The sequence below is a fragment of the Nocardia sp. NPDC057663 genome (assembly GCF_042799895.1).
In the GTDB taxonomy this organism is placed as follows: domain Bacteria; phylum Actinomycetota; class Actinomycetes; order Mycobacteriales; family Mycobacteriaceae; genus Nocardia.
In genome coordinates this window covers 42,336-62,727 of the sequence record NZ_JBHVHX010000011.1, presented here as the reverse complement: position 1 = coordinate 62,727, position 20,392 = coordinate 42,336, and the positions used below count along the sequence as shown (strand labels likewise).

7 protein-coding genes are annotated in these 20,392 nt (G+C 64.8%); 6 read left to right on the top strand and 1 reads right to left on the bottom strand.

What is annotated here, in order from left to right; all coding sequences use genetic code 11:
• The first annotated feature begins 115 nt into the window (after positions 1–115).
• From pglW to ACFVAV_RS22470, 6 genes are all read left to right on the top strand, one after another.
• Positions 116–4,606 carry a BREX system serine/threonine kinase PglW gene (pglW, locus tag ACFVAV_RS22495; RefSeq protein WP_379037054.1) on the top strand — a complete coding sequence of 1,497 codons (4,491 nt, stop codon included), beginning with the start codon at positions 116–118 and terminating at the stop codon, positions 4,604–4,606.
• Positions 4,603–8,235 carry a BREX-2 system adenine-specific DNA-methyltransferase PglX gene (pglX, locus tag ACFVAV_RS22490; protein ID WP_379037053.1) on the top strand — a complete coding sequence of 1,211 codons (3,633 nt, stop codon included), beginning with the start codon at positions 4,603–4,605 and terminating at the stop codon, positions 8,233–8,235. The genes pglW and pglX overlap by 4 nt, the downstream gene beginning before the upstream one ends.
• Positions 8,235–12,137 carry a phage resistance protein gene (locus tag ACFVAV_RS22485; RefSeq protein ID WP_379037051.1) on the top strand — a complete coding sequence of 1,301 codons (3,903 nt, stop codon included), beginning with the start codon at positions 8,235–8,237 and terminating at the stop codon, positions 12,135–12,137. The genes pglX and ACFVAV_RS22485 overlap by 1 nt, the downstream gene beginning before the upstream one ends.
• The gene (pglZ, locus tag ACFVAV_RS22480) at positions 12,134–14,950 is read left to right on the top strand and encodes a BREX-2 system phosphatase PglZ (protein WP_379037050.1); all 2,817 of its coding nucleotides are present in this window, start codon (positions 12,134–12,136) and stop codon (positions 14,948–14,950) included. The genes ACFVAV_RS22485 and pglZ overlap by 4 nt, the downstream gene beginning before the upstream one ends.
• A 61-nt stretch (positions 14,951–15,011) precedes the next feature.
• Positions 15,012–16,325 carry a BREX system ATP-binding protein BrxD gene (gene brxD, locus ACFVAV_RS22475; RefSeq protein WP_379037048.1) on the top strand — a complete coding sequence of 438 codons (1,314 nt, stop codon included), beginning with the start codon at positions 15,012–15,014 and terminating at the stop codon, positions 16,323–16,325.
• A gap of 131 nt (positions 16,326–16,456) precedes the next feature.
• On the top strand, positions 16,457–18,586 hold the full coding sequence (locus tag ACFVAV_RS22470; protein ID WP_379037046.1) for a DEAD/DEAH box helicase: 2,130 nt from the start codon (positions 16,457–16,459) through the stop codon (positions 18,584–18,586).
• Between the two features lie 27 nt (positions 18,587–18,613).
• On the opposite strand, the gene ACFVAV_RS22465 is transcribed toward ACFVAV_RS22470, so the two are convergent.
• On the bottom strand, positions 18,614–20,353 hold the full coding sequence (locus ACFVAV_RS22465) for a DNA/RNA helicase domain-containing protein (RefSeq protein WP_379037045.1): 1,740 nt from the start codon (positions 20,351–20,353) through the stop codon (positions 18,614–18,616).
• Between the last annotated feature and the right edge of the window lie 39 nt (positions 20,354–20,392).

The window sequence follows — 20,392 nt, the reverse complement described above, 5'->3', positions numbered from 1 at the left end:
GCAGGAACTCACGGATGGCCGTCGATGCTTCGAGCAAGCATTCCGGCGGCTACTGTGGTCTTCGCGACGGCGGGGGCCGGGCGATGTAGGGACAACGAGAACAGGACGCGCGAGTATGGACGAGGGTCGGTGGACAACGGTCACCGAGTCGAGTTTCGAGCACGAGCGCCGGGGGCTGGAAGCTATCCGGACACAGTTGCCGAATGTCGATCCGTGGTTTGCCTGGTCGAACTTCACCTTCACCGCCGACACCGGCCATGTGCGCGAGATCGATCTGCTGGTGATCGCCCCGAACGGGGTGCACATGATCGAGCTCAAGGATTGGAGCGGTCGCCTGTCCGCAGAGGGCGGCGACTGGGTTCAGACGAACAAGCGTGGCGACCGCAGGCTGTTCCGGAGCCCGCTGCATCTGGTGAACCAGAAGAGCAAGGAACTAGCGAGCCTGCTCGGCGCCAACGGAACTCGCGTCTTCGTCAGCTCGGCGGTCTGCCTCACCAACCAGGGGTTGCGGTTCGAGTTGCCCGCCGGAGACCGCGCCAATACGCACACGGTCAAAGAGCTGCTGGACCGACTCAATGCTCCGGTCACCGACGTCAGGCGCCGCATCGACGCCCAGCAGGCCAAGCGGATCAAGAAAGCGTTCGAAGACGCGGGCGTCCGACGCAGCGACGCCGAGTTCACCGTCGGCCCATATCTGTTGCAGCGCAAGCCGATCGACGCGGGTCCGACGTGGCAGGACTACCTCGCCGTCCACGCCGAGCTGCGAGAACCGGTTCGTGTGCGCGTCTACCTACGTGAACGCGGCGCCGATGAAGAGTCCCGCAAGTCGGTGGACGCCGCAGCACGCCGAGAAGCGGCCGTGCTGCGCCGATTCCGGCACCAGGGCGCGGTGCAGCTCGAGCATTTCGATTCCTCGGGCCACTCTGCAGGCCCCGCGCTCATCTTCCGGTACCACCCCGATACCCTGCACCTCGACGAATACCTCGCCCGCTACGGCGAATCGCTCGACATCGGCGATCGCATCGGTTTGGTGCGCCAGCTGGCGGAGACACTGCGCTCTGCGCATTCCTCACGCTTGTACCACCGCGCGCTCGCCGCCCGGTCGATTCACGTGATTCCCCAACGTGGTTCGGCCGAAACCCAGCGGTGGCGTGCGCCACTGCTGCAGATCTCCGACTGGCAGGTGGCGACGCAACGCTCGGCAGGCACTGCCCTGTCCATGACCCGGCACGCACCGACACTGCTGTCGGCGCAACACCTGTCGACAGGGTCGGACGCCTACCTCGCCCCCGAGGTCGCGGCAACGTCTCCCGACCCCATCGCGATGGATGTCTACGGCCTCGGCATGCTCACCTATCTGCTCGTGACGGGCAGAGCACCGGCCACGGCGCAAGCAGAACTCTTGGCGCGCTTCGAAGCAGGCGAGGATCTGCGGCCCAGCGCTGTGGTCGATGATCTGCCACCGGACGTCGACCTCCTGGTCGCGGCGGCGACGGACTATCGACCCACGCGGCGGCTCACATCGATCGCCGAGTTCATCGAGCTGCTCGAAGATGTCGAGAATGCGCTGACCGCTCCCGACGAGGAAGAGCTCAGCGCACCGGACAAAGACCCCCTGGAAGCGGTCCGCGACGACGTGCTGGCAGGCCGTTGGCTGGTGCGTCGCCGCCTTGGAACCGGGTCGACGAGCCGCGCCCTCCTTGTCCGCGATCTGGAGGCCGACTCCGACAATCGCAAGAACCATGTGGTGCTCAAGGTCGCGCTCTCCGACGACCGCGGCGAAGTGCTGACCCGCGAGGCGGGAGTACTGCGCGGTCTGCGGCGCCACTCAGGCATCATCGACCTGGTCGATCCCGGAGTGCTGACCCTCGCTGACCGGACCGCGTTGGTTCTCGAATATGTCGGCGACGAACAGGGACTGGAGCAGGAGTCCAAGCACCGCACCGAGGAGACGGTCGCCCGCGAACTGCGCGACAACGGCCGCCTGCAGGTCGGCCGTCTGGAAACCTACAGCGACTACCTGTTCGGCGCCCTCGACTTCCTCGAAGGCGAAGGCGTCTGGCATCGCGACCTGAAGCCGGACAACATCGCTATTCGCGTTCGCCCCAACCGGACTCGCGAACTGGTCCTCATCGACTTCTCGCTGGCCGGTTACCCGGTGCAGAACACCGAAGCAGGCACCGAAGGCTATCTAGACCCATTCATCACCACGTTGACTCGTGGTGTCTACGACGCTCACGCCGAGCGCTATGCGCTGGCGGTCACCCTGCACGAGATGGCCTCGGGCGAGCTGCCACGCTGGGGCGATGGCAGTGTCCTGCCGCGCCAACTCGATGCCGCGGAATTCCCGTATCCCGAGGTCGCCGCGGACGCATTCGACCCGTCGGTGCGCGACGGCCTGGTGAAGTTCTTCCGCCAGGCCCTGCACCGTGATGTAGCCCAACGCTTTTCGGATCTGAAGCCGATGCGCGATGCGTGGCGCAAGATCTTCCTGGACATGAGCCGCTCGGTACCGTCGCGGCCGCTGAGCGCGCATCCGGCACCGCCGGCCGACGTGGACGAGGTGTCGCCGGAGGACCAGCGGCGCCAGATCGCCGAACAGGCGACCGTCGAGACCCACCTGTCCCAGGCTGGGATGACCGCGGCCACTGAGCAGTTCCTCTACGGCCTCGGCGTCAACACCGTCGGCGAGCTGCTCGACTACGGCCGCGGCAAGCTGATCAACGCCCCCGGCCTGGGCGCTCGCGCCCGCCGCGAGATCCAGGACCGGATCAAAGAGTGGGGCAGGCGCCTGGGCAAAGAGGAGCCGACGCCGCTCACTTCGGAGGCAAGGAAGGAAGCGAAAGCCGAGCTCACCGCGGCCAGCGCCGACCTCAGCGCAGGACTGCTGCGCACGCTCAGCCTGGACACGCTCGCTGCGGGTTTCGTCCCCGAGCGCAAGAACAACGGCGCCGGCGGCAACGCCACCAAGGTCGATGCGGTTGCTCGCTTGCTCCGCATTCCTGGAGCGGGTGATCTGCCCGAACTCGATGCGTGGCCGACCCAGTCGGCGGTGGCCGAAACCCTGGGCTTGACCTCGGGCCGAGTCGCGCAGTTGCTGAAAGCTCAACGCACGCAGTGGAAGAAGGACCCTGCTGTTCAGGCGCTGCGCGAGCAGGTGCTGGAACTGCTGGACAGCTTCGGGCGTGTCGCAGCGGCGACGGAACTCGCGGATGCGCTGATCGCCCGACGCGGCACCCGCCTGCACGAGCGCGCGCAACGTCGGGCCTTGGGTTTGGCTGCGCTGCGGGTGGTCGTGGAAGTAGAACAGCTCGCGCCGGACGAGGCCGCGTTCTACGTCGCCCAGAAGCGTGATTCCGGCGCGAACCCGGTAGTCGTGCTGGCCTTGGAGGCCGACGACGACGCATCGTTCGATACACCTGCCGCGCCCGCATTGGCCCAGTACGCCTTGCGCCTGGGCAAAACCGCGGACGCACTGGCCGACCAGGAAACTTTGCCGACCGCTGCGACGGTCCTCGACCGGCTCGGCGCCATCGAGCCGCCGGAAGGCGCCTTCACCTTGGACGAGCGCCGCCTGGTGCAGGTGGCGGTCAGCGCGTCCCGCAATGCGGCGGTCACCCCGCGTCTGGAAATCTATCCGCGCGACCTGCCTCTGGTGCGAGCCGTCCGGTTGACCCAGGCCGGCCTGGTCACCCTCACTCCCGGCATGCCGCTCCCGCAGCAGCCTGGCCTGCGGCCACAGACGGTATTCGACCGGATCCTGGCGAGGTTCCCGGAACTGTCCGTCGCAGGCAGCAACAAGGATCTGCCGACCCCGGAGCTCACAAAAGCACTGCGGGAGGCTGGCTTCGGCCTGGTAGTTGCGACGCACCCGGTCTCGCGGGCCCAGCGCTACATCCCCGAGCACGCCGACGAAACCTCCAGCTTCACCGAGCACGCCCCCCGCTGGACAACGGCCGTCAACTCGCACGCACTGGGCCGCTACTCCGACGACCCGAACCTCGCCAAGGCCGCACGCGCCGAAGAACTACTTGTCGGTGCAGCGCCGCGGGACGGATTCCGCGTACTCACCGCGCCGATCATGCGCAACGACGACAAGGACCGCCCCAACGCCGCCGCCGAATTGCGGGACCGTTTCGCGGCCCGCCCGATGTCGGCGACAGCGCTGTTCCTGGCCACCATGCACGACCTGGTCCCCCCGAACACGAAGCCCACCTGGGAAACGATCCTGCGCGCGGACATCGCGCCGCCCGGCTCCCGTCCCGCCATGAAGTTCTCCGAATACGCACGCACCGCGTGGAGCCGTATCGAAGCCGAGATTGCCGACAACATCACCGGTAACGGGCCGCTGCTGCTTACCGACACCCTGGTGTTCGCCCGCTACGACGCCATGGGTGTGCTCGGCCGCCTGGCCGAACAGGCCCGCCGCGGCAAAGGCGGTCTGTGGCTGCTGTGCCCGCAGTCCGACCCGATGCGCCCACCGCACCTCGGTGCCGTTGCCGTGCCGTACCAGTCCGCTCTCAACGAGTGGATCCAACTACCTGCCTCGTGGATCAACAACATCCACCGCGCCAGCCCCTCGACCGATTCAGGAGTCTCCGCATGATCGACCGCGCCGCACTGCTCTCCGACCTGAAGAAGCAGGTCACCGCGGCAGAGGACGACCTGAACAAACAGCTGCGCGCCCTACCAGAGGTGAAATCCCGCCTACACGACGAGTGGGCCCACGCCCGCAAACTCAACCGCACCGCAGCCACCGAAACCTCCTGGCTCGATGAGCGCATCACCCAGGTCGCCGTCGCCTGGGTCCTCGGCACCGTCTTCGTCCGCTTCTGCGAAGACAACCGCCTGATCGCCGAGCCCTACCTCACCGGCCCCACCGACGACCGCCGCGAACTCGCCCACGCCCGCTACGACGCCTACGTCGAATCCGACCCAGACCCCACCTACCGCGGCTGGCTCACCACCGCCTTCGCCGAACTCGGCGCAGGCCAGGCAGGCAAACTCCTCTTCGACCCCGCGCACAACGCCCTCTACCAAATCCCGCTCTCCCACGACGGCGCCCGCGACCTCATCGAATTCTGGCGCACCCGAGACGAACACGGCGTCCTCGTCCACAACTTCACCGACCCCCTCGACGAAGACGGCATCAACGGCTGGGACACCCGCTTCCTCGGCGACCTCTACCAAGACCTCTCCGAAGACATCCGCAAAAACTACGCCCTCCTCCAAACCCCTGAATTCGTCGAAGAATTCATCCTCGACCGCACCCTCGAACCTGCGATTCGCGAATTTGGGTACGCGGAGATCAAACTTATCGACCCGACCTGCGGATCAGGACACTTCGTGCTCGGAGCGTTCAAACGCCTGAACGAGCGCTGGACCGTCGAGCAGCCGACCAAGGATCGACACGAACGCGTCCAGGCCGCGCTGAAGTCCGTCCATGGCGTCGACCTCAATCCCTTCGCGATCGCCATCGCCCGTTTCCGTCTCCTCGTGGCCGCGATGGCCGCCGCCAACGTCCGCACACTAGTCGAGGCCGCGCGCTACGAGTGGCCGATCAAACTCGCCGTCGGCGACTCACTGATCAAGTCTCGACAGTTGGAACTCAGCCTCGACGGGGACGACGGCGACCCGCTTGCCGAGTTCTCCTACGCGACGGAGGATGTGCACGAGCATCCAGGAATTCTCAGCCCAGGCAGGTACCACGTCGTGGTCGGCAACCCGCCATACATCACGGTTAAGGACAAGAACCTCAACGAGATATACCGCGGACTCTACAAGGCGTGTGCAGGCAAATACGCGCTGTCAGTCCCCTTCGCCCAACGATTCTTTGAGCTGGCAAAGGTTGGCGACCCCGATGGCCGCGGCTTCGGCCTAGTTGGGCAAATTACCGCCAACTCATTCATGAAGCGCGAATTCGGAACCAAACTAATCGAAGAGTTCTTCGCGCACACAGTCGAACTCACCGAGGTCGTAGACACCTCCGGCGCCTACATCCCAGGACACGGCACGCCAACCGTAATTCTGGTTGGAACGCGCCGGTCAGGAAAGAACCGATCAACGACAATCCGGACCGTCCGAAGTGTACAGGGCGAACCAAAAGCACCCCTCGAACCGGAGAATGGCCTGGTCTGGCGCGCCATCGCGGACCAAATCGACAGCGCTCCTAGCGCAAGTCAGTGGGTTTCCGTCGACGACCTCGATCGAGATCGATACTTCAGTCGGCAACCATGGGTGCTCCTTGATGGCGGACTCGAAATGACTGAAAAACTCGACGAGGGTGCGACTAAAAGGCTATCGGAGGTCGCAGACTCTATCGGCATCACAAGCTTCACCCTTGAGGATGACCTCTATCTTATCCCGCCAGAGGATGTCGCACGCCAACACATCCCGAGCGAATACATACGCCCAATGGTAACCGGTGACTATCTTCGCGACTGGAACGGTGGCGGGTTCGATGATGCGATTTTTCCCTACGACGATGAGTTGCGCCCGGTCGCCGTCGAACAGATTCCCGCGCTCTACAAGTTCATGTGGCCAGCTCGAACGAATATTTCGCGCAATATGATGTTCGGCGGGAAGACCAAGGTTGCAACCGGCTTGCGGTGGAGCGAGTACGGACGCCTCACTACGAAAAAGCTGCGCGTGCCAAAATCAATCACCTTTGCTTTTGTGGCAACGCACAACCATTTCGTGCTGGACCGGGGCGGGAAGGTGTTCAAGCAGTCCGCGCCGGTGATCAAGTTGCCGGAGGGGGCGAGCGAGGAGGAGCATCTGCGTCTGCTCGGGCTGCTCAACAGCTCCACCGCCTGCTTCTGGCTCAAGATGGTGAGTCAAGACAAACCAAGCAATGGGGTAGGGCGCGGGCTAGAGTCCGAAAAATGGACCGTTCGATACGAATTCACCGGCAGCAATCTTGAGGATTTTCCCCTACCAGACCGATACCCAGAAGACATCGGCACGCAGCTTGACCGGTTGGCTGCGGAATTGAATTCGGTATCGCCCGCCTCGATCTGTGCATCTTCGATCCCGACCGCCAATAAAATTCGCGATGCCCGCAACAAGTGGCACCGTCTCCGCGGACAAATGATTGCCCTCCAGGAGGAGCTTGACTGGGAAGTGTACTCGATCTACGGCCTAACCGACCGCGACTTCACGGCCCACTCACATGAAATCCCCGAGGTTAATCTTGGAGAACGCGCATTCGAGATTCATCTCGCCCGTCTCGTCGAAAATGAAGGCCTCGAAACCGATTGGTTCCGCCGGCATCGATCCACGCCGATAGTGGAAATCCCTGCACACTGGCCGAACGAATACCGCCGCATCATAGAGCAACGGATCGCAGCAATCGACTCGAACCGAGCACTAGGGATGATTGAACGCCCGGAAAACAAGCGCCGATGGTTGACCGATGGCTGGGACTCACTGCAGGAACAGGCACTCGGTTCTTGGCTTCTCGATCGCATGGAGTCTCGCGAGCTGTGGTTCGGTGACAGCGACCAACCGCAAGTCCTCACCCTGGCCAGGCTCACCGATCGTTTGGCTGCCGACGACGACTTCGTCTCCGTCGCGGCCCTCTACGCACCGCGCACCGATCTGGCAACGGTAGTCGCCGACCTCATCACCGACCAGCACGTGCCGTTCGTATCTGCTCTGCGCTACAAGCCATCCGGCCTCAAGAAGCGCAAAGACTGGGAGAACGTGTGGGGCAAGCAGCGGCAAGAGGACGCCATGCCCGACGGCCACGACAAGAACGAATACCGCAAGACCATCCCTGTCCCACCCAAATACACTTCCGCCGACTTCCTACGCGCCTCCTTCTGGCAAGCTCGCGGCAAGCTCGACGTGCCTAAGGAACGCTTCATCTCCTACGGCGCCACCAACGCCACCACACCGGAGCTGTACGGCTGGGCTGGCTGGGACCACCGCGAACAAGCCATGGCCATCGCCATCTACCTCGCCGAGCACAGCCTCTCCACCGAGGAGATCACCCCGTTCCTGGTCGGCTTGTTCGAACTACAGCCCTGGCTCGACCAGTGGCACAACGAGATCGACCCCGACTTCGGTATCGCGCCTTCGACCTTCCTCGCGGGCGATCGGCACGACAGGCAAGGCGAGCACGGTCTGACCGACGACGACCTGCGGAACTGGTGCCCACAACCCGCCACCCGCGGTCGCCGAACAACAACGAAGCGCACCACCAAGACTGAAGCAGCACAGGGGGATAACTGATGGACCAGCGCCCACTTCTGCGCGACCTCATCGATATCAAGGAGCACATCGCCGGCTCGGACTATGTGCTCACTCTGGCAGACGCAGTCACTGAAGAAGGCTCAACAAATGCTGTAGAGGACTACGTGCTCACTGAGCGCCTCCTCGGAAACTTCGACGAGGCTCTCGCGCTGATCAAGTCGGCGCTCGACGGCAACACGTCGAAGCCAGCCTTCCTGCATGGTTCGTTCGGTGCCGGTAAGTCGCACTTCATGGCGGTGCTCTACGCCCTGCTCTCCGGCAACCCGGTCGCCCGCTCCCGGAGCGAATTCGACCCGCTGCTCACCAAACACGAGTGGCTGCTGTCGGACGGCAAGAAGTTCCTGATGGTGCCGTATCACATGATCGACGCCAAAGCGATGGAGCAGCGGGTGCTCGGCGGCTACGTCGACTTCGTCCGCAAGCGGCATCCCGAAGCGATCATCCCGCCGGTGTACCGTACCGACGCACTGTTCACGGACCTGCGCTCACTACGCACCCGGATGGGTGAGGAGTCGTTCCTCGCGGCCCTCAACAGCGACCACGTAGATGAAGGTGACGACGAATGGGGTGAGCCGACCGCCTTCTGGACCACGCAGAAGGTCGACACCGCACTCGCCGCGTCCGAGGCCCACGACGGCAGCGGACTCAATCTGGTCAATCCGTCCACCCCGCCGGAGCTGCGCGCCAAGCTCGTCCACGATGCCGGCACCACACTGTTGCCCGGCTTCACTCAGCGCGCCGCCGAGGACGAGACCGGCTTCATCTCCCTCGACGCCGGCCTCAGTGTCATTGCGTCCCACGCGAAATCGCTCGGCTACGACGGCATCATCCTGTTCCTGGACGAGCTGATCCTGTGGCTGGCCAGCCTCATCCACGACGAGAAGCGGGTCGCGCGCGAAGCCAGCAAGATCACCAACTTCCGTGAGGGCGGCGACGCGCGTCGCGATATCCCGATCATCTCGTTCATCGCCCGCCAGCGTGACCTTCGCGAGTTGGTCGGCGAAGAACTCGCAGGCGCCGCGGAATCGGCGATTCAGGATGCGCTCAACCACGCGTCGGGCCGCTTCGACCTGATCAGTCTTGAAGACCGCAACCTGCCGCAAATCGCGCACGCCCGACTGCTCAAGCCACGCGACGACGACGCAATAGCCCAATTCGACGCGGCATTCGAACGGACCAGGAAACTCAGCCCGAAGGTGTGGGACACCCTCCTGGGGTCCGACGAGTCCACCACCGGCGCCGACGAGGCCTCGTTCCGGTTGAGCTACCCGTTCTCCCCCGCCTTCCTCGACACCCTTGTCCACATCTCGGCCGCCCTGCAGCGCTCTCGCACCGGCCTGAAACTGATGGGCCAGCTCCTCGCCGATCATCGCAACGAGCTGCGCCTCGGCGACCTGGTCCCGCTGGGTGACCTCTACGAACAGCTCACTCGCGGTGGCGACCGCCCGTTCGTCGCCGACAAGAAGGTCCTCTTCGACGCCGCCGACAAGCTGTACAAGTCACGTCTGCGCCCGTACCTGCTCAACACGTGCGAGGTCACCGAAGACGACATCGACGCCTACATCAACCGGCGCGAGACCATCACCGATGCCAAGCTCCTCGGCAACTGCAAGAAGTTCGTCGGCCAGAACCGCCTCGCCTGCACGGTACTGCTGGCTGCCCTGGCACCCAGCGTTCCTGCCCTGCGGGACTTGACGATTCGCCGTCTCGGCGCACTCAACTACGGCTCGATCACCACCATGATCCCCGGCCGGGAAGAGGGCGTGATCAAGGACATGATCGGCGAGTGGGCCGGTCGCTTCCCCGAGATCAAGCCCACCGGCACCGACGCCAATCCCGGTGTGCGCCTGGAACTGTCCGGTGTCGACGTCGAGTCGGTGATCGCCAACGCGCAGGTCAACGACAATCCGGCCAACCGGCTCGCCCTCGCCCGCGACCTGCTCGCCGAGGAATTCGGGCTCGATCGTGCCAACGGTCGCTTCGATGCCGATGAGCTGCGCTTCGTCTGGCGTGGGTCCAACCGCATAGCGGAAGTCGTGTTCGGCAACGTCAGCGATGACGACGCGCTGCCCAACCACGACCTGCAGCCCGCCTATGAAGGACGCTGGCGCATCGTCATCGACCTTCCCTACGACGAAGGCACCCACACCCCGATCGAAGACGCCGACCGTATTCGACGGCTCAAGGAAGAGCAGGGCACCAACCATCCCAACACGGTTGCGTGGCTGCCCACCCACCTGACCAAACCCCGCTGGGAGGACTTCCGGCGGCTGCTGGTCATCACGAAGGCGCTCGCCGATCCGTATCGGTTCGACACGCAGTACGCCCAGCATCTCAACCCCGACAATCGGGCCAGTGCCAAACAGCTGCTCGAATCGCAGCGCGAGGTCCTGCGTCAGCGCGTACTCGCCACCTTCAAGCAGGCTTACGGCCTGGCCGAACGTAAACCCGAGGACGTCACCAACGACCTGGGCGAGTTGTTCCACCCGCTGCCCGACATCGATGGACTGACCGTCTCGATCGGCCAGCCACTGCACGACGCCATCCGCAACCTCGCAGGCAAGCTCCTCGCCCACCAGTTCCCCGAGCACCCGAACCTCGACCCGGACGGGAGCGGAGTAGCGGTCAAGGCGACCGATGCGAAAGTCGTTCTTGCGCAGGTGAAGGGTGCTGCCGAAGCTCGCGACGGACGTTTCGAAGTACCTGCCAAAGAGCGCGCACTCATGCGCCGGATCGCGGAACCGCTCGGTCTGGGCCAGCAGAAAGAGGCCTACTTCGAGCTGTCCAAACGATGGGCCGACCACTTCCGGCGCGCCGCCCAGAACAACGGCAGCACCGGCGACCTGACGGTCATCTCGCTCGGCGATTGGATCGACCTGCCGCAGCCGCGCGGCCTGGAACCACACATCGCCAACCTGGTGATCGCCTCGTTCGCCGAAATGGACGACCGGATCTGGGTCCGTGGCGGCGTGCCCATCGACACCCCTGAACTCACCAAGATCCACAACGGCGACGCATTGCGCACCCAGCCGCTGCCGAGCGAATCGGACTTCGACTCCGCCCGCAATCGATTCGAGGTGATCTTCGGCGAGAAGGCTCCGACGCTCCTTCGCGGTGGGCCGGTGCAGCAGTTCGCGCGTCAGATCAACGGTGCCGCCACCAGGTACCAGGACTCCACGGCTCGCCTTGTCGAACAGCTGGAGAAGCACGCCGATTTCCTCAAGCTCGATGACAGCGATGCCGGTGAGCGGCTTGCGCTGGCTCGACGCTCGCTCGAGCTACTGACCGCCCTCGCCGCGGTCGGCACGGGCGGGTCCGCCGGCGCGAAGAAGGCTGTCGAAACGCTGGCTCGGTTCGATCTGGTCGAGGTCAATGCGGACCGATATGCGACCTCGATCAAGTCGGCCGATCAGGTCACCTCTGCCCTGACACACGCTGCCTGGCGCAACCTCGAGCAGGCCACCCTGCTCGGCCCTGCGGGCACGTCCCTGCTCGACTCACTGCGCACCACAGCGCGCGCCGACCAGCGCTCGGCCGATCTGGCAGAAGCACTGCGCACCATCGACCGGCAGGTCACCGAGCTGACGACGCGCAAGCTGCGCGAGGACGCTCTGCGCCAACAGCAGAGGGACACGCCGGCGACGCCTGTCGAACCCGCGCCGGTGATCGCCCCACCCACACCGACTCCCGACGAAATTGACCTGAGCACCAAGACCAGCACGCCACCGATCGACCCCACCAAGTCTCGCGCGGGCCGCCGGACCGGCATCTACACCACCACCGCGCGCGACGCCGCCGCGAGCTTCTCCGAACAACTAGCTGAGCTGGCGGCGCTCGAGCCGACTGCGCACATCGAAATCACGTGGCGGGTCGTCGAATGACCAGCACCACCGACACGACTGCCCTGCGCATGTCGAGGGCCACTGTGGCCCAATATCTTTCGGCACACAAGAAACTCCAGACGGAGCTGGCCACGCCAGGTGGACCTGTCACCCTGCTGCTGCGCGGCGAACCGGAGTGGGAGGGCGAACCTGTCCTCTCGCTCGCTGAAGGCCGTCGAGCCCAGGTATCGGTGGCTGCGTCGCCGCTGGCGGTGCACGAAACCGTCCTTGCACACGCCCGCGAAATCGCTCCCGACCCGCGGGTTCTCGTGCTGCTCACCGATATCGAGGAACACGATCTCGACCCCGCGATCCTCGCGCGCGCCCACCGAGGACGGGTCTATGCGATCGACCGCTGGGACATCGTCCGAGAATCGTTCGGCGCCATATCCATTGATCCCCGGCTCAAACGGGACGGCTGGGCCTGCGAGGCTCTGCTCGACGCTGCCGGCGCCCCAGGGTGGCCCACCGCGATGGCAGGCCGCGTCCTCTCCCGCGTCGCAGCACTCACCGCTCTGACCGGGCGTCGGCTGCGCATCCAGTCGGGGACCGATCGCATCGACCCCGTCACCCTGCTGGAGTGGACACAACGTCCGGGCGCGTCCCAACAGCTACTCGATCTCCGGGCACCTGAGCGCGACGGCCTCATCGAATTCCTCAGCGAGTCAGAACAATGCGGTGCTACCGGCACCGCGGTAGCCGCGCTGACCGTAGCTGGACACGGGGCGGAAGCACTCGCATACGGGCTCGTTTGCGCTGCTTTGTGGCAGCACGCCGCCCCTGGCAACGCCGTCTATCAGGCGCGTGGGCGCGTCGAGCGCTGGCTCGGTGATCGCCCCCCTGTACAGGGCGAAGCACTCGACCGCCTGCTCGCGACCTACGGCCGCACCTGCGAGGACTACGTTCGCGATCTGTTGGTGAAAGCACGCGCCGCCACCGACCTCGACGACGAAGCTGACGACGCCGCTATGGCTGCGCACAAAGTCGCGAAGACCGTTCTGGCCCAGGCTGATCTATTGGTCCGCCAGTTCGGCGCAGGCGAAGCCGCAGCGCAGAGCCCGCTGCTCGCGGCCGGACTCGAAGCCAGGTTCACCGCTGCCGGACAAGCGCTCGGCCGGGGCAATCCGAAGGAGATCGACCAGGCCGTCGCCGCCCTGCGCGACCACGACCTCGCCGCGGATCACCGTGTGCGCATCACCCGAGTTCGCATGGCCCAGCGCCTCACCCGGTGGCTGCACACCGAGCCCGACCCCACTGTCGACACCCATGTCGGGGCTGCGCTGAACCGTCAAATGCACAGCACAGCCTGGGCCGACCGCGCCCTCGACTACCTCGACGCCGGCGGGGACGACGATCCTGCCCTGCGCGTCGCGTACGACACCATCGCCACCCGTGCCCGCGCCATCCGCCGCGAATTCGACCGCGAGTTCGCGAAAAACCTTGCGGTATGGACGGATGCGGGCACGACACCGGCATCCTTGCTCACTGTGGAAACCTTCCTCCACCGGGTGGTTCGGCCACTGGCAGCCGAGCACCGCGTGCTACTGATCGTGGTCGACGGAATGAGCGCCTCCATCGCCACCGAACTGGCAGGTGAACTACGCGCCACGTTCGCCGAACACGACCCGCTGTCCGACGGTGACGCTCGCCGCCGCTGCATGGCCGCGGCGCTGCCGAGCTTGACTGCAGTCTCGCGCACGTCGCTGTTCGCCGGAAAGCTCATGAAAGGCGACCAGAAGACCGAGCAGCGCCTATTTCCCGCGCACTCGTTCTGGGGAGCCAGGCGCGCCGCGGTCTTCCACAAGAACGACCTGCGCAGCAAGCCGGGCGATCGATTCGGCGCCGATCTCAACAACGCGATCAACGATCAGGACTGCCACGTCGCGGTAGTCCTCAACACGATCGATGACCGCCTCGCCAAGGAAGCCAAACTCGACGACTCCGGCTGGGAAGCCCGCGAGATCGGTGACCTGCGGGCACTCGCCTCGGCAGCGACAGCCCAGGGCATGGTCGTACTGATCACCAGCGACCACGGTCACGTGATCGACCGACATGGCCAGACCGTCGACGCCACCAACATCGAATCGGCGCGACACCGCCTGCCCGCCGAGTTCGACCGCGGTTCCGAAACCGAGATTGCGTTGCGCGGCCCGCGCGTCGTCTGGCCCGAGCCCGGCGCATCAATCGTTGCCTTGTGGGACAACGACTCCCGCTACACCGCGCAAAAGGCCGGCTATCACGGTGGTGCTTCGCTGGCCGAGATCACCATTCCGGTCCTGGCTTTCCTCCCCTACGGTGCCGAGCGCCCCTCCGGCTGGCGCGAGCTGGGCGACCAGCGCCCGTCCTGGTGGCGCGACGATGCTGATGCGCTACCCGAACCCGAGGCCCCGGTGGCCATCAAGAAGGCCAACAAGCGCGTCACCGACCGAATCGCGGAAGAGACCTCCGCACAGATCACTCTCGATATACCGCTGCCAAGTCCTGAACCGCTGTCACAACCGGCGAATCCGGCCCAAGACCTGGTCGCCCGACTCCTCGCGTCGGACGTGTTCGCGGCACAGCTGGAACAACTCGCACGCAAACCGAGTAGCTCCAAGCTGGAGAAGGCCATTCGCGCTCTCCTCGACGGTCCCCAATCCACCACAGCCCTCGCCCAACGGGTCGGTGATCCACCGATCAGGGCAAACGGATTCGCGGCCGTTCTCGGGCAGCTCCTCAATGTGGATGGCATCCAGGTACTGGAGATCCTGGCGGACGGCCGCACATTACGACTCAATATCGGGCTGCTACGCGCGCAGTTCGGCATCCGTTGACGAGTCCGGCCGCCGCAGTGTGCAGCATTGTCCAGGATCACCTCATGGAAAGATTGCCCTGGTGAACAGCGTTCCTTCCCCGGTCAGCGCCGTCCGCCGCCGTGACGTCATCGACGCCCTGCGGCGCGGAGCAGTGCCGGGCAACGGACTCGACCTGCTGGCGACCGGCCTCGACCGGTTCGAGGCAGCACTCGATACCGAGCTGGACACCGTCGCCTCCGGCGGTGCGGTGTTCAAGGCGGTGCGTGGTGAGTACGGATCGGGTAAGACGTTCTTCTCACGGTGGCTGGGCGAGCGCGCCAGAGCGAAGCGGTTCGCTGTCGCGGAGATCCAGATCTCGGAGACCGAGACGCCGTTGCACAAGCTCGAGACCGTGTATCGGCGGGTCACCGAGCAACTGACCACCACAAGCTTTCCGCCCAGTGCGCTGCGACCGGTTGTCGATGCCTGGTTCTACGCGCTCGAGGAAGACGCGTTGGCCGCCGGCGCGGACGAGGACGGGCTGGCGGACGCGGTCGGCGAACTGATGGCCGCACGACTGGCCGAGGTGTCGCGCCACGCCCCGTCGTTCGCCACGGCGCTACGCGGCTACCACCGCGCGCTACTCGACAACGACGAGGCCACGGCGTCCGCGATCATCGCCTGGCTGGGTGGCCAGCCCAACGTTGCGGCGGCCGCGCGGCGGGCCGCCGGTGTCCGCGGTGAGCTCGACCATTTCGGCGCACTCGGCTTCCTGCAGGGGCTGCTGACGGTGCTGCGCGACAGTGGTCATCGTGGCCTGCTCCTTGTCCTGGACGAGGTCGAGACTCTGCAGCGGGTGCGTTCGGATGCGCGAGACAAGGCGCTCAACGCCTTGCGCCAGCTCATCGACGAAGTCCACTCGGGTCGCTTCCCCGGCCTGTACCTGCTCATCACCGGCACGCCTGCGTTCTACGACGGGCAGCAAGGCGTGCAGCGATTGGCACCCCTGGCCCAGCGCCTCGCCACCGACTTCACGACCGACCCGCGATTCGACAACCCGCGGGCTGTACAGCTGCGATTGCCCGGATTCACGATGGAATCCCTTGTAGCGCTGGGCAGCACGATCCGCAACCTCTATGCCGACGGCAGCACCGAGCCGGACCGCATCCGCCGCGTCGCCGACGACGCCTACATCGCCGACCTGGCCACCGCGGTGAGCGGCACGCTCGGTGGCAAGGTCGGCATCGCACCACGGGTGTACCTCAAGAAGCTGGTCGGCGATGTACTCGATCGCGTCGACCAATTCCCCGACTTCAACCCCCGCGAGCACTACACGCTGACTGTCGGCGTCACCGAACTCACCGATGCCGAACGAAATCTCGTCAGCGCAGACGACATCGACCTCGACGTGTGACCTCGGGATCCACACGTCACGTCGCCACCTCCGACCTGGACACCCTGAAATCGTTCGTCCGAATCCTCGACGACCACCTGCCGTAGCGGGCGAGCGATCCGACGCATCCGACCACATGGCAAGATCGGCCCGTGACCGACGAGGTATGGGATCGACTCGATCCGGTGGTGGTGCACCACATCGTCAACACGCTCGGCTGGCCAGGCCTGCGACCCTTGCAGCAAGAGGCGATCGAGCCATTGCTTTCGGGCGAGGACGTCGTGTTGCTCGCGCCGACTGCGGGCGGCAAGACCGAGGCAGCCTGCTTCCCGCTGCTCAGCGCGATGACGCAGCAACACTGGACCGGGACATCCGTGCTGTACCTGTGCCCGCTCAAAGCGTTGCTGAACAACCTGGCGCCCCGGGTCGACGGTTACGCACAGTGGCTCGGCCGTCGCGCCGCGCTATGGCACGGCGACGTGTCGAACGCCAAACGCGACCGGATCCGCCGGGAACACCCCGATATCCTGCTGACCACGCCCGAATCGCTCGAGGCAATGCTGATCGGCACGAAAACCGATCACAACCAGCTCCTCGGCAATATCCGCGCCGTCGTCATCGATGAAGTTCACGCCTTCGCCGGCGATGACCGCGGCTGGCACCTGCTCGCGGTTCTCGAACGACTCCAACGTGTCACCGGCCGCCCGATCCAGCGCGTCGGCCTCTCCGCCACGGTCGGCAACCCCACCGAACTCCTCACCTGGCTGCAAGGATCAGGGGCGGTGGCCCGGGCGGGGCGGGTCATTGCCCCCGGCGTCACCCTGCCCGCGTCCGGCCGAACAACGTCCCCACCACCGGGCGATGTCGAGCTCGACTACGTCGGGTCGTTGGAGAACGCGGCAAAGGTCATCGCCGCACTCCACCGTGGTGAGAAACGGCTGGTGTTCTGCGATTCCCGCCGCCAGGTCGAAGAGCTCGGGTCCGCTCTGCGCACCCGCGGGGTGACCGTGTTCCTCTCCCACGCCTCGCTCTCTGTGGACGAACGTGCCAGGGCCGAACAAGCTTTCGCCGAAGCACGTGACTGTGTAATCGTTTCCACGTCGACATTGGAACTCGGCATCGATGTCGGCGACCTCGACCGCGTGATCCAAATCGATTCGCCGACAACAGTCGCCTCGTTCCTACAGCGCATCGGCCGCACCGGGCGGCGGGCGGGCACGACACGCAACTGCTTGTTTCTGTCGACCACAGATGACGCCCTCGTCCAAGCCGCGGCCCTGATCCTGCTGTGGAGCCGTGGCTGGGTCGAACCGATCGTCGCGCCGCCTGAACCTCGTCACCTGGTTGCACAGCAACTGCTCGCCGTTACGCTGCAACAGCACTCCATCGGCGACCGTATCTGGGCACAGGAATGGAATGGGTTGCCGCCCTTCGACATCAGTGGCGCGCCGATCCTGCACCATCTCATTGCGGAGGGGCATCTCGACGACGACGGCGGTCTGCTCCATATCGGCCCCTCCGCGGAAAAGCGTTTCGGCAAACGCCACTTCCTCGACCTGACCGCCGCCTTCACCGCACCTCCACAATTCACGGTGCTGGCTGGTCGTCAGGAAATCGGCCACACCGACCCCTCGGTCCTGACGGACGACCGGCCAGGACCGCGCCTGCTGTTGCTTGCCGGTCGCAGCTGGCGAGTCACCTACATCGACTGGTCCCGTCGCCGTGCGTTCGTAGAGCCGGCCGATGGCGGCGGTGTCGCGAAGTGGTCGAACATCGGGTTGCGCGGACTTTCCTTCGAGCTCGCGCGCGCCATACGTGACGTGCTGCTCGGTGCCGACCCCCCGGTCACCCTCACCCGGCGAGCAAAGAATGAGCTCGCCGACATCCGAGCCACGAAGTCGGTGAACAGCGTCGATGGCAACGCCACCGTGATCGACCGCGAGGGTGAAGCATTGCGCTGGTGGACCTTCGCCGGCTTCCGCGCCAACGCCACCCTCGCGGCGTCTCTAGCCGCGGTGGTCGATCCCACCCAGCGCCCCAACGACTTCAGCATCCGCCTCCGACCGGATCTGACCGCCGAAATGTGGCGCGCTGCGGTAGCCGACCTACGCAAACCGGACTCGGTACTGGTACTTCCGATGGCCGACGAGCGAGCAGCCCGCGGACTGAAATTCTCCGACGTACTACCTGACAACTTGGCAACAGCAACGATATCCGCGCGTCTAGCAGATATCGAAGGTGCTCGAAAGATACTGACCGAAAGCACAAGCTTGCACTTGTAATGACCTGGTGGACTGCCGGTCGCGCCGTCACACTGAGGCGGCGTTGGCTCCGGGCCCGAGGTGTGACGGTCCGGGAACCAGGCTGGTGAGCAATTCCTGAGTGTTCGGATCGGTGGCGTAGATGACCACGCCCTTCATGCCGCGTGTAAGCAACACCTTGTAGATATTGCGGACCAACCGGTCGAATTCGTCGTCGAACAGGTCCTTGGCCCGCATAATCCTATCCTGATTGCCCACCCGGACACTCTTCAGCGTCCTGTCGTGAACCACCATGTCCAGGCCGATAATGACCCCTGCCCAGTCGAATTCGAAGCCTTGAGCGGTGTAGACACAGCCGATCTGATCGAAGCCCGCCGGTTCGGTCGCCCAGTACAACCGGGACGGAATGCCGTTGACCGACCTGTCGCTCTTCAGATTCCACGGCATGGACCACGATCCGATACTGACATCGTGGACCAAGCTCCCGTCCCGGTTCGGATCACTCCACGGCCAGCAGTACCCGGCAGTGATGCGTGCCACCTGGCCTTCCTCGTTCTTCGCCCGCAGAAAGTCCTGCATCTGCTGCGGCGACTGTGCCACCAGAACCTGGAAGTTCGGGTCCCCGGTCCAGGCAGTCGGACCGCCTGCCCGCAGTCCGAGCAACCGACGAACCCATTCGTCATATTCCTCGCTGCCACCGTACCGGAACAGCCCATCCAACTCGACGTGGTGCACTCGACAACCGGCACGAGTCGCGTGATCGTGAATCTCGCGATAGGTCCCGACCTCTCCCGGCCGAACGACCTGATGCTCGTCCAGGAGGAACACTGGGACGTTGGCGGCTGCGATGAGCTCGTCGACCTGCGGTCGGCCGGTCCTTTCACTCTGCTTCGAGAATCTGTTGGTCGAAACAGCCCGGATACGATGCGCCTCATCGCAGATCAGCACATCCAGCTCGTTCTTCTCGTATTTGGCGAATGTGCGGTAAAACTGAAACAAACTCTTGAGCGTGGTAGAACCTTTGGCCGGAAATTTTCGAAGCGACTCGGTGAATGCCTGCGATCCAGTCGCATGTTTGACCCGCTTTCCTTCGCGGTGCAGTTCCGCCAGCAGCGTGATCGCAATGAGGCTCTTGCCACTACCTGGACCGCCGGTAACAATGACGACGCCCTTGCCATCCTGCTTATGAGACAGCCGTACCTGGTCGATAACTCGCCGGTAGGCAATTTCCTGCGAGTCGAGCAGCGAATACTCCGTCGCCCGACGCAATTCCGATGCGATGAAGGAAATCAGGTCTGCCCGCGGCCGAATCGGACTTTCCAGCAACTTTTCAGCTGCCGCGGCGCCGGACTTCGGAGCCAATCGGTTCGCGAGGAACCGCAGGAAGTCCTCGCGTCCCTCGGCGGTATACATGCGGCCGGACTGATCGGGTTGCTGAGCTCGCAGACTGCCGATCGAACTCTCAGTCGCGTTATGGAGGTAGGCAACGCCGTGTACCGCTCGCGGTTGATCGTGTAGCACTTCGACGTACTGCGTGAGGTACTTGCAATAGCCTCGGACCTGGTCGATCGGATGAAGCTTCTCGCCCGGAAGGCCGGTGGCCCTGACGATTCGGTCACTGTTGAACTCCAGCTCGGCCGCGCTCCACTGCTTGAGCTCGACGACCACGTAGGTGTCTGCGCCGGTTTCGGGATCGATCCCGCAGAGGATCACGTCCGCCCGGGAACTCGCCTCCGGCAGACGATATTCGAGCAACATCTCGACCTGATCCAGGCCGAGATCGGTCAAGTGCTGCGCGATCAGCGGAAGGCTCCAGACCGGATGCTG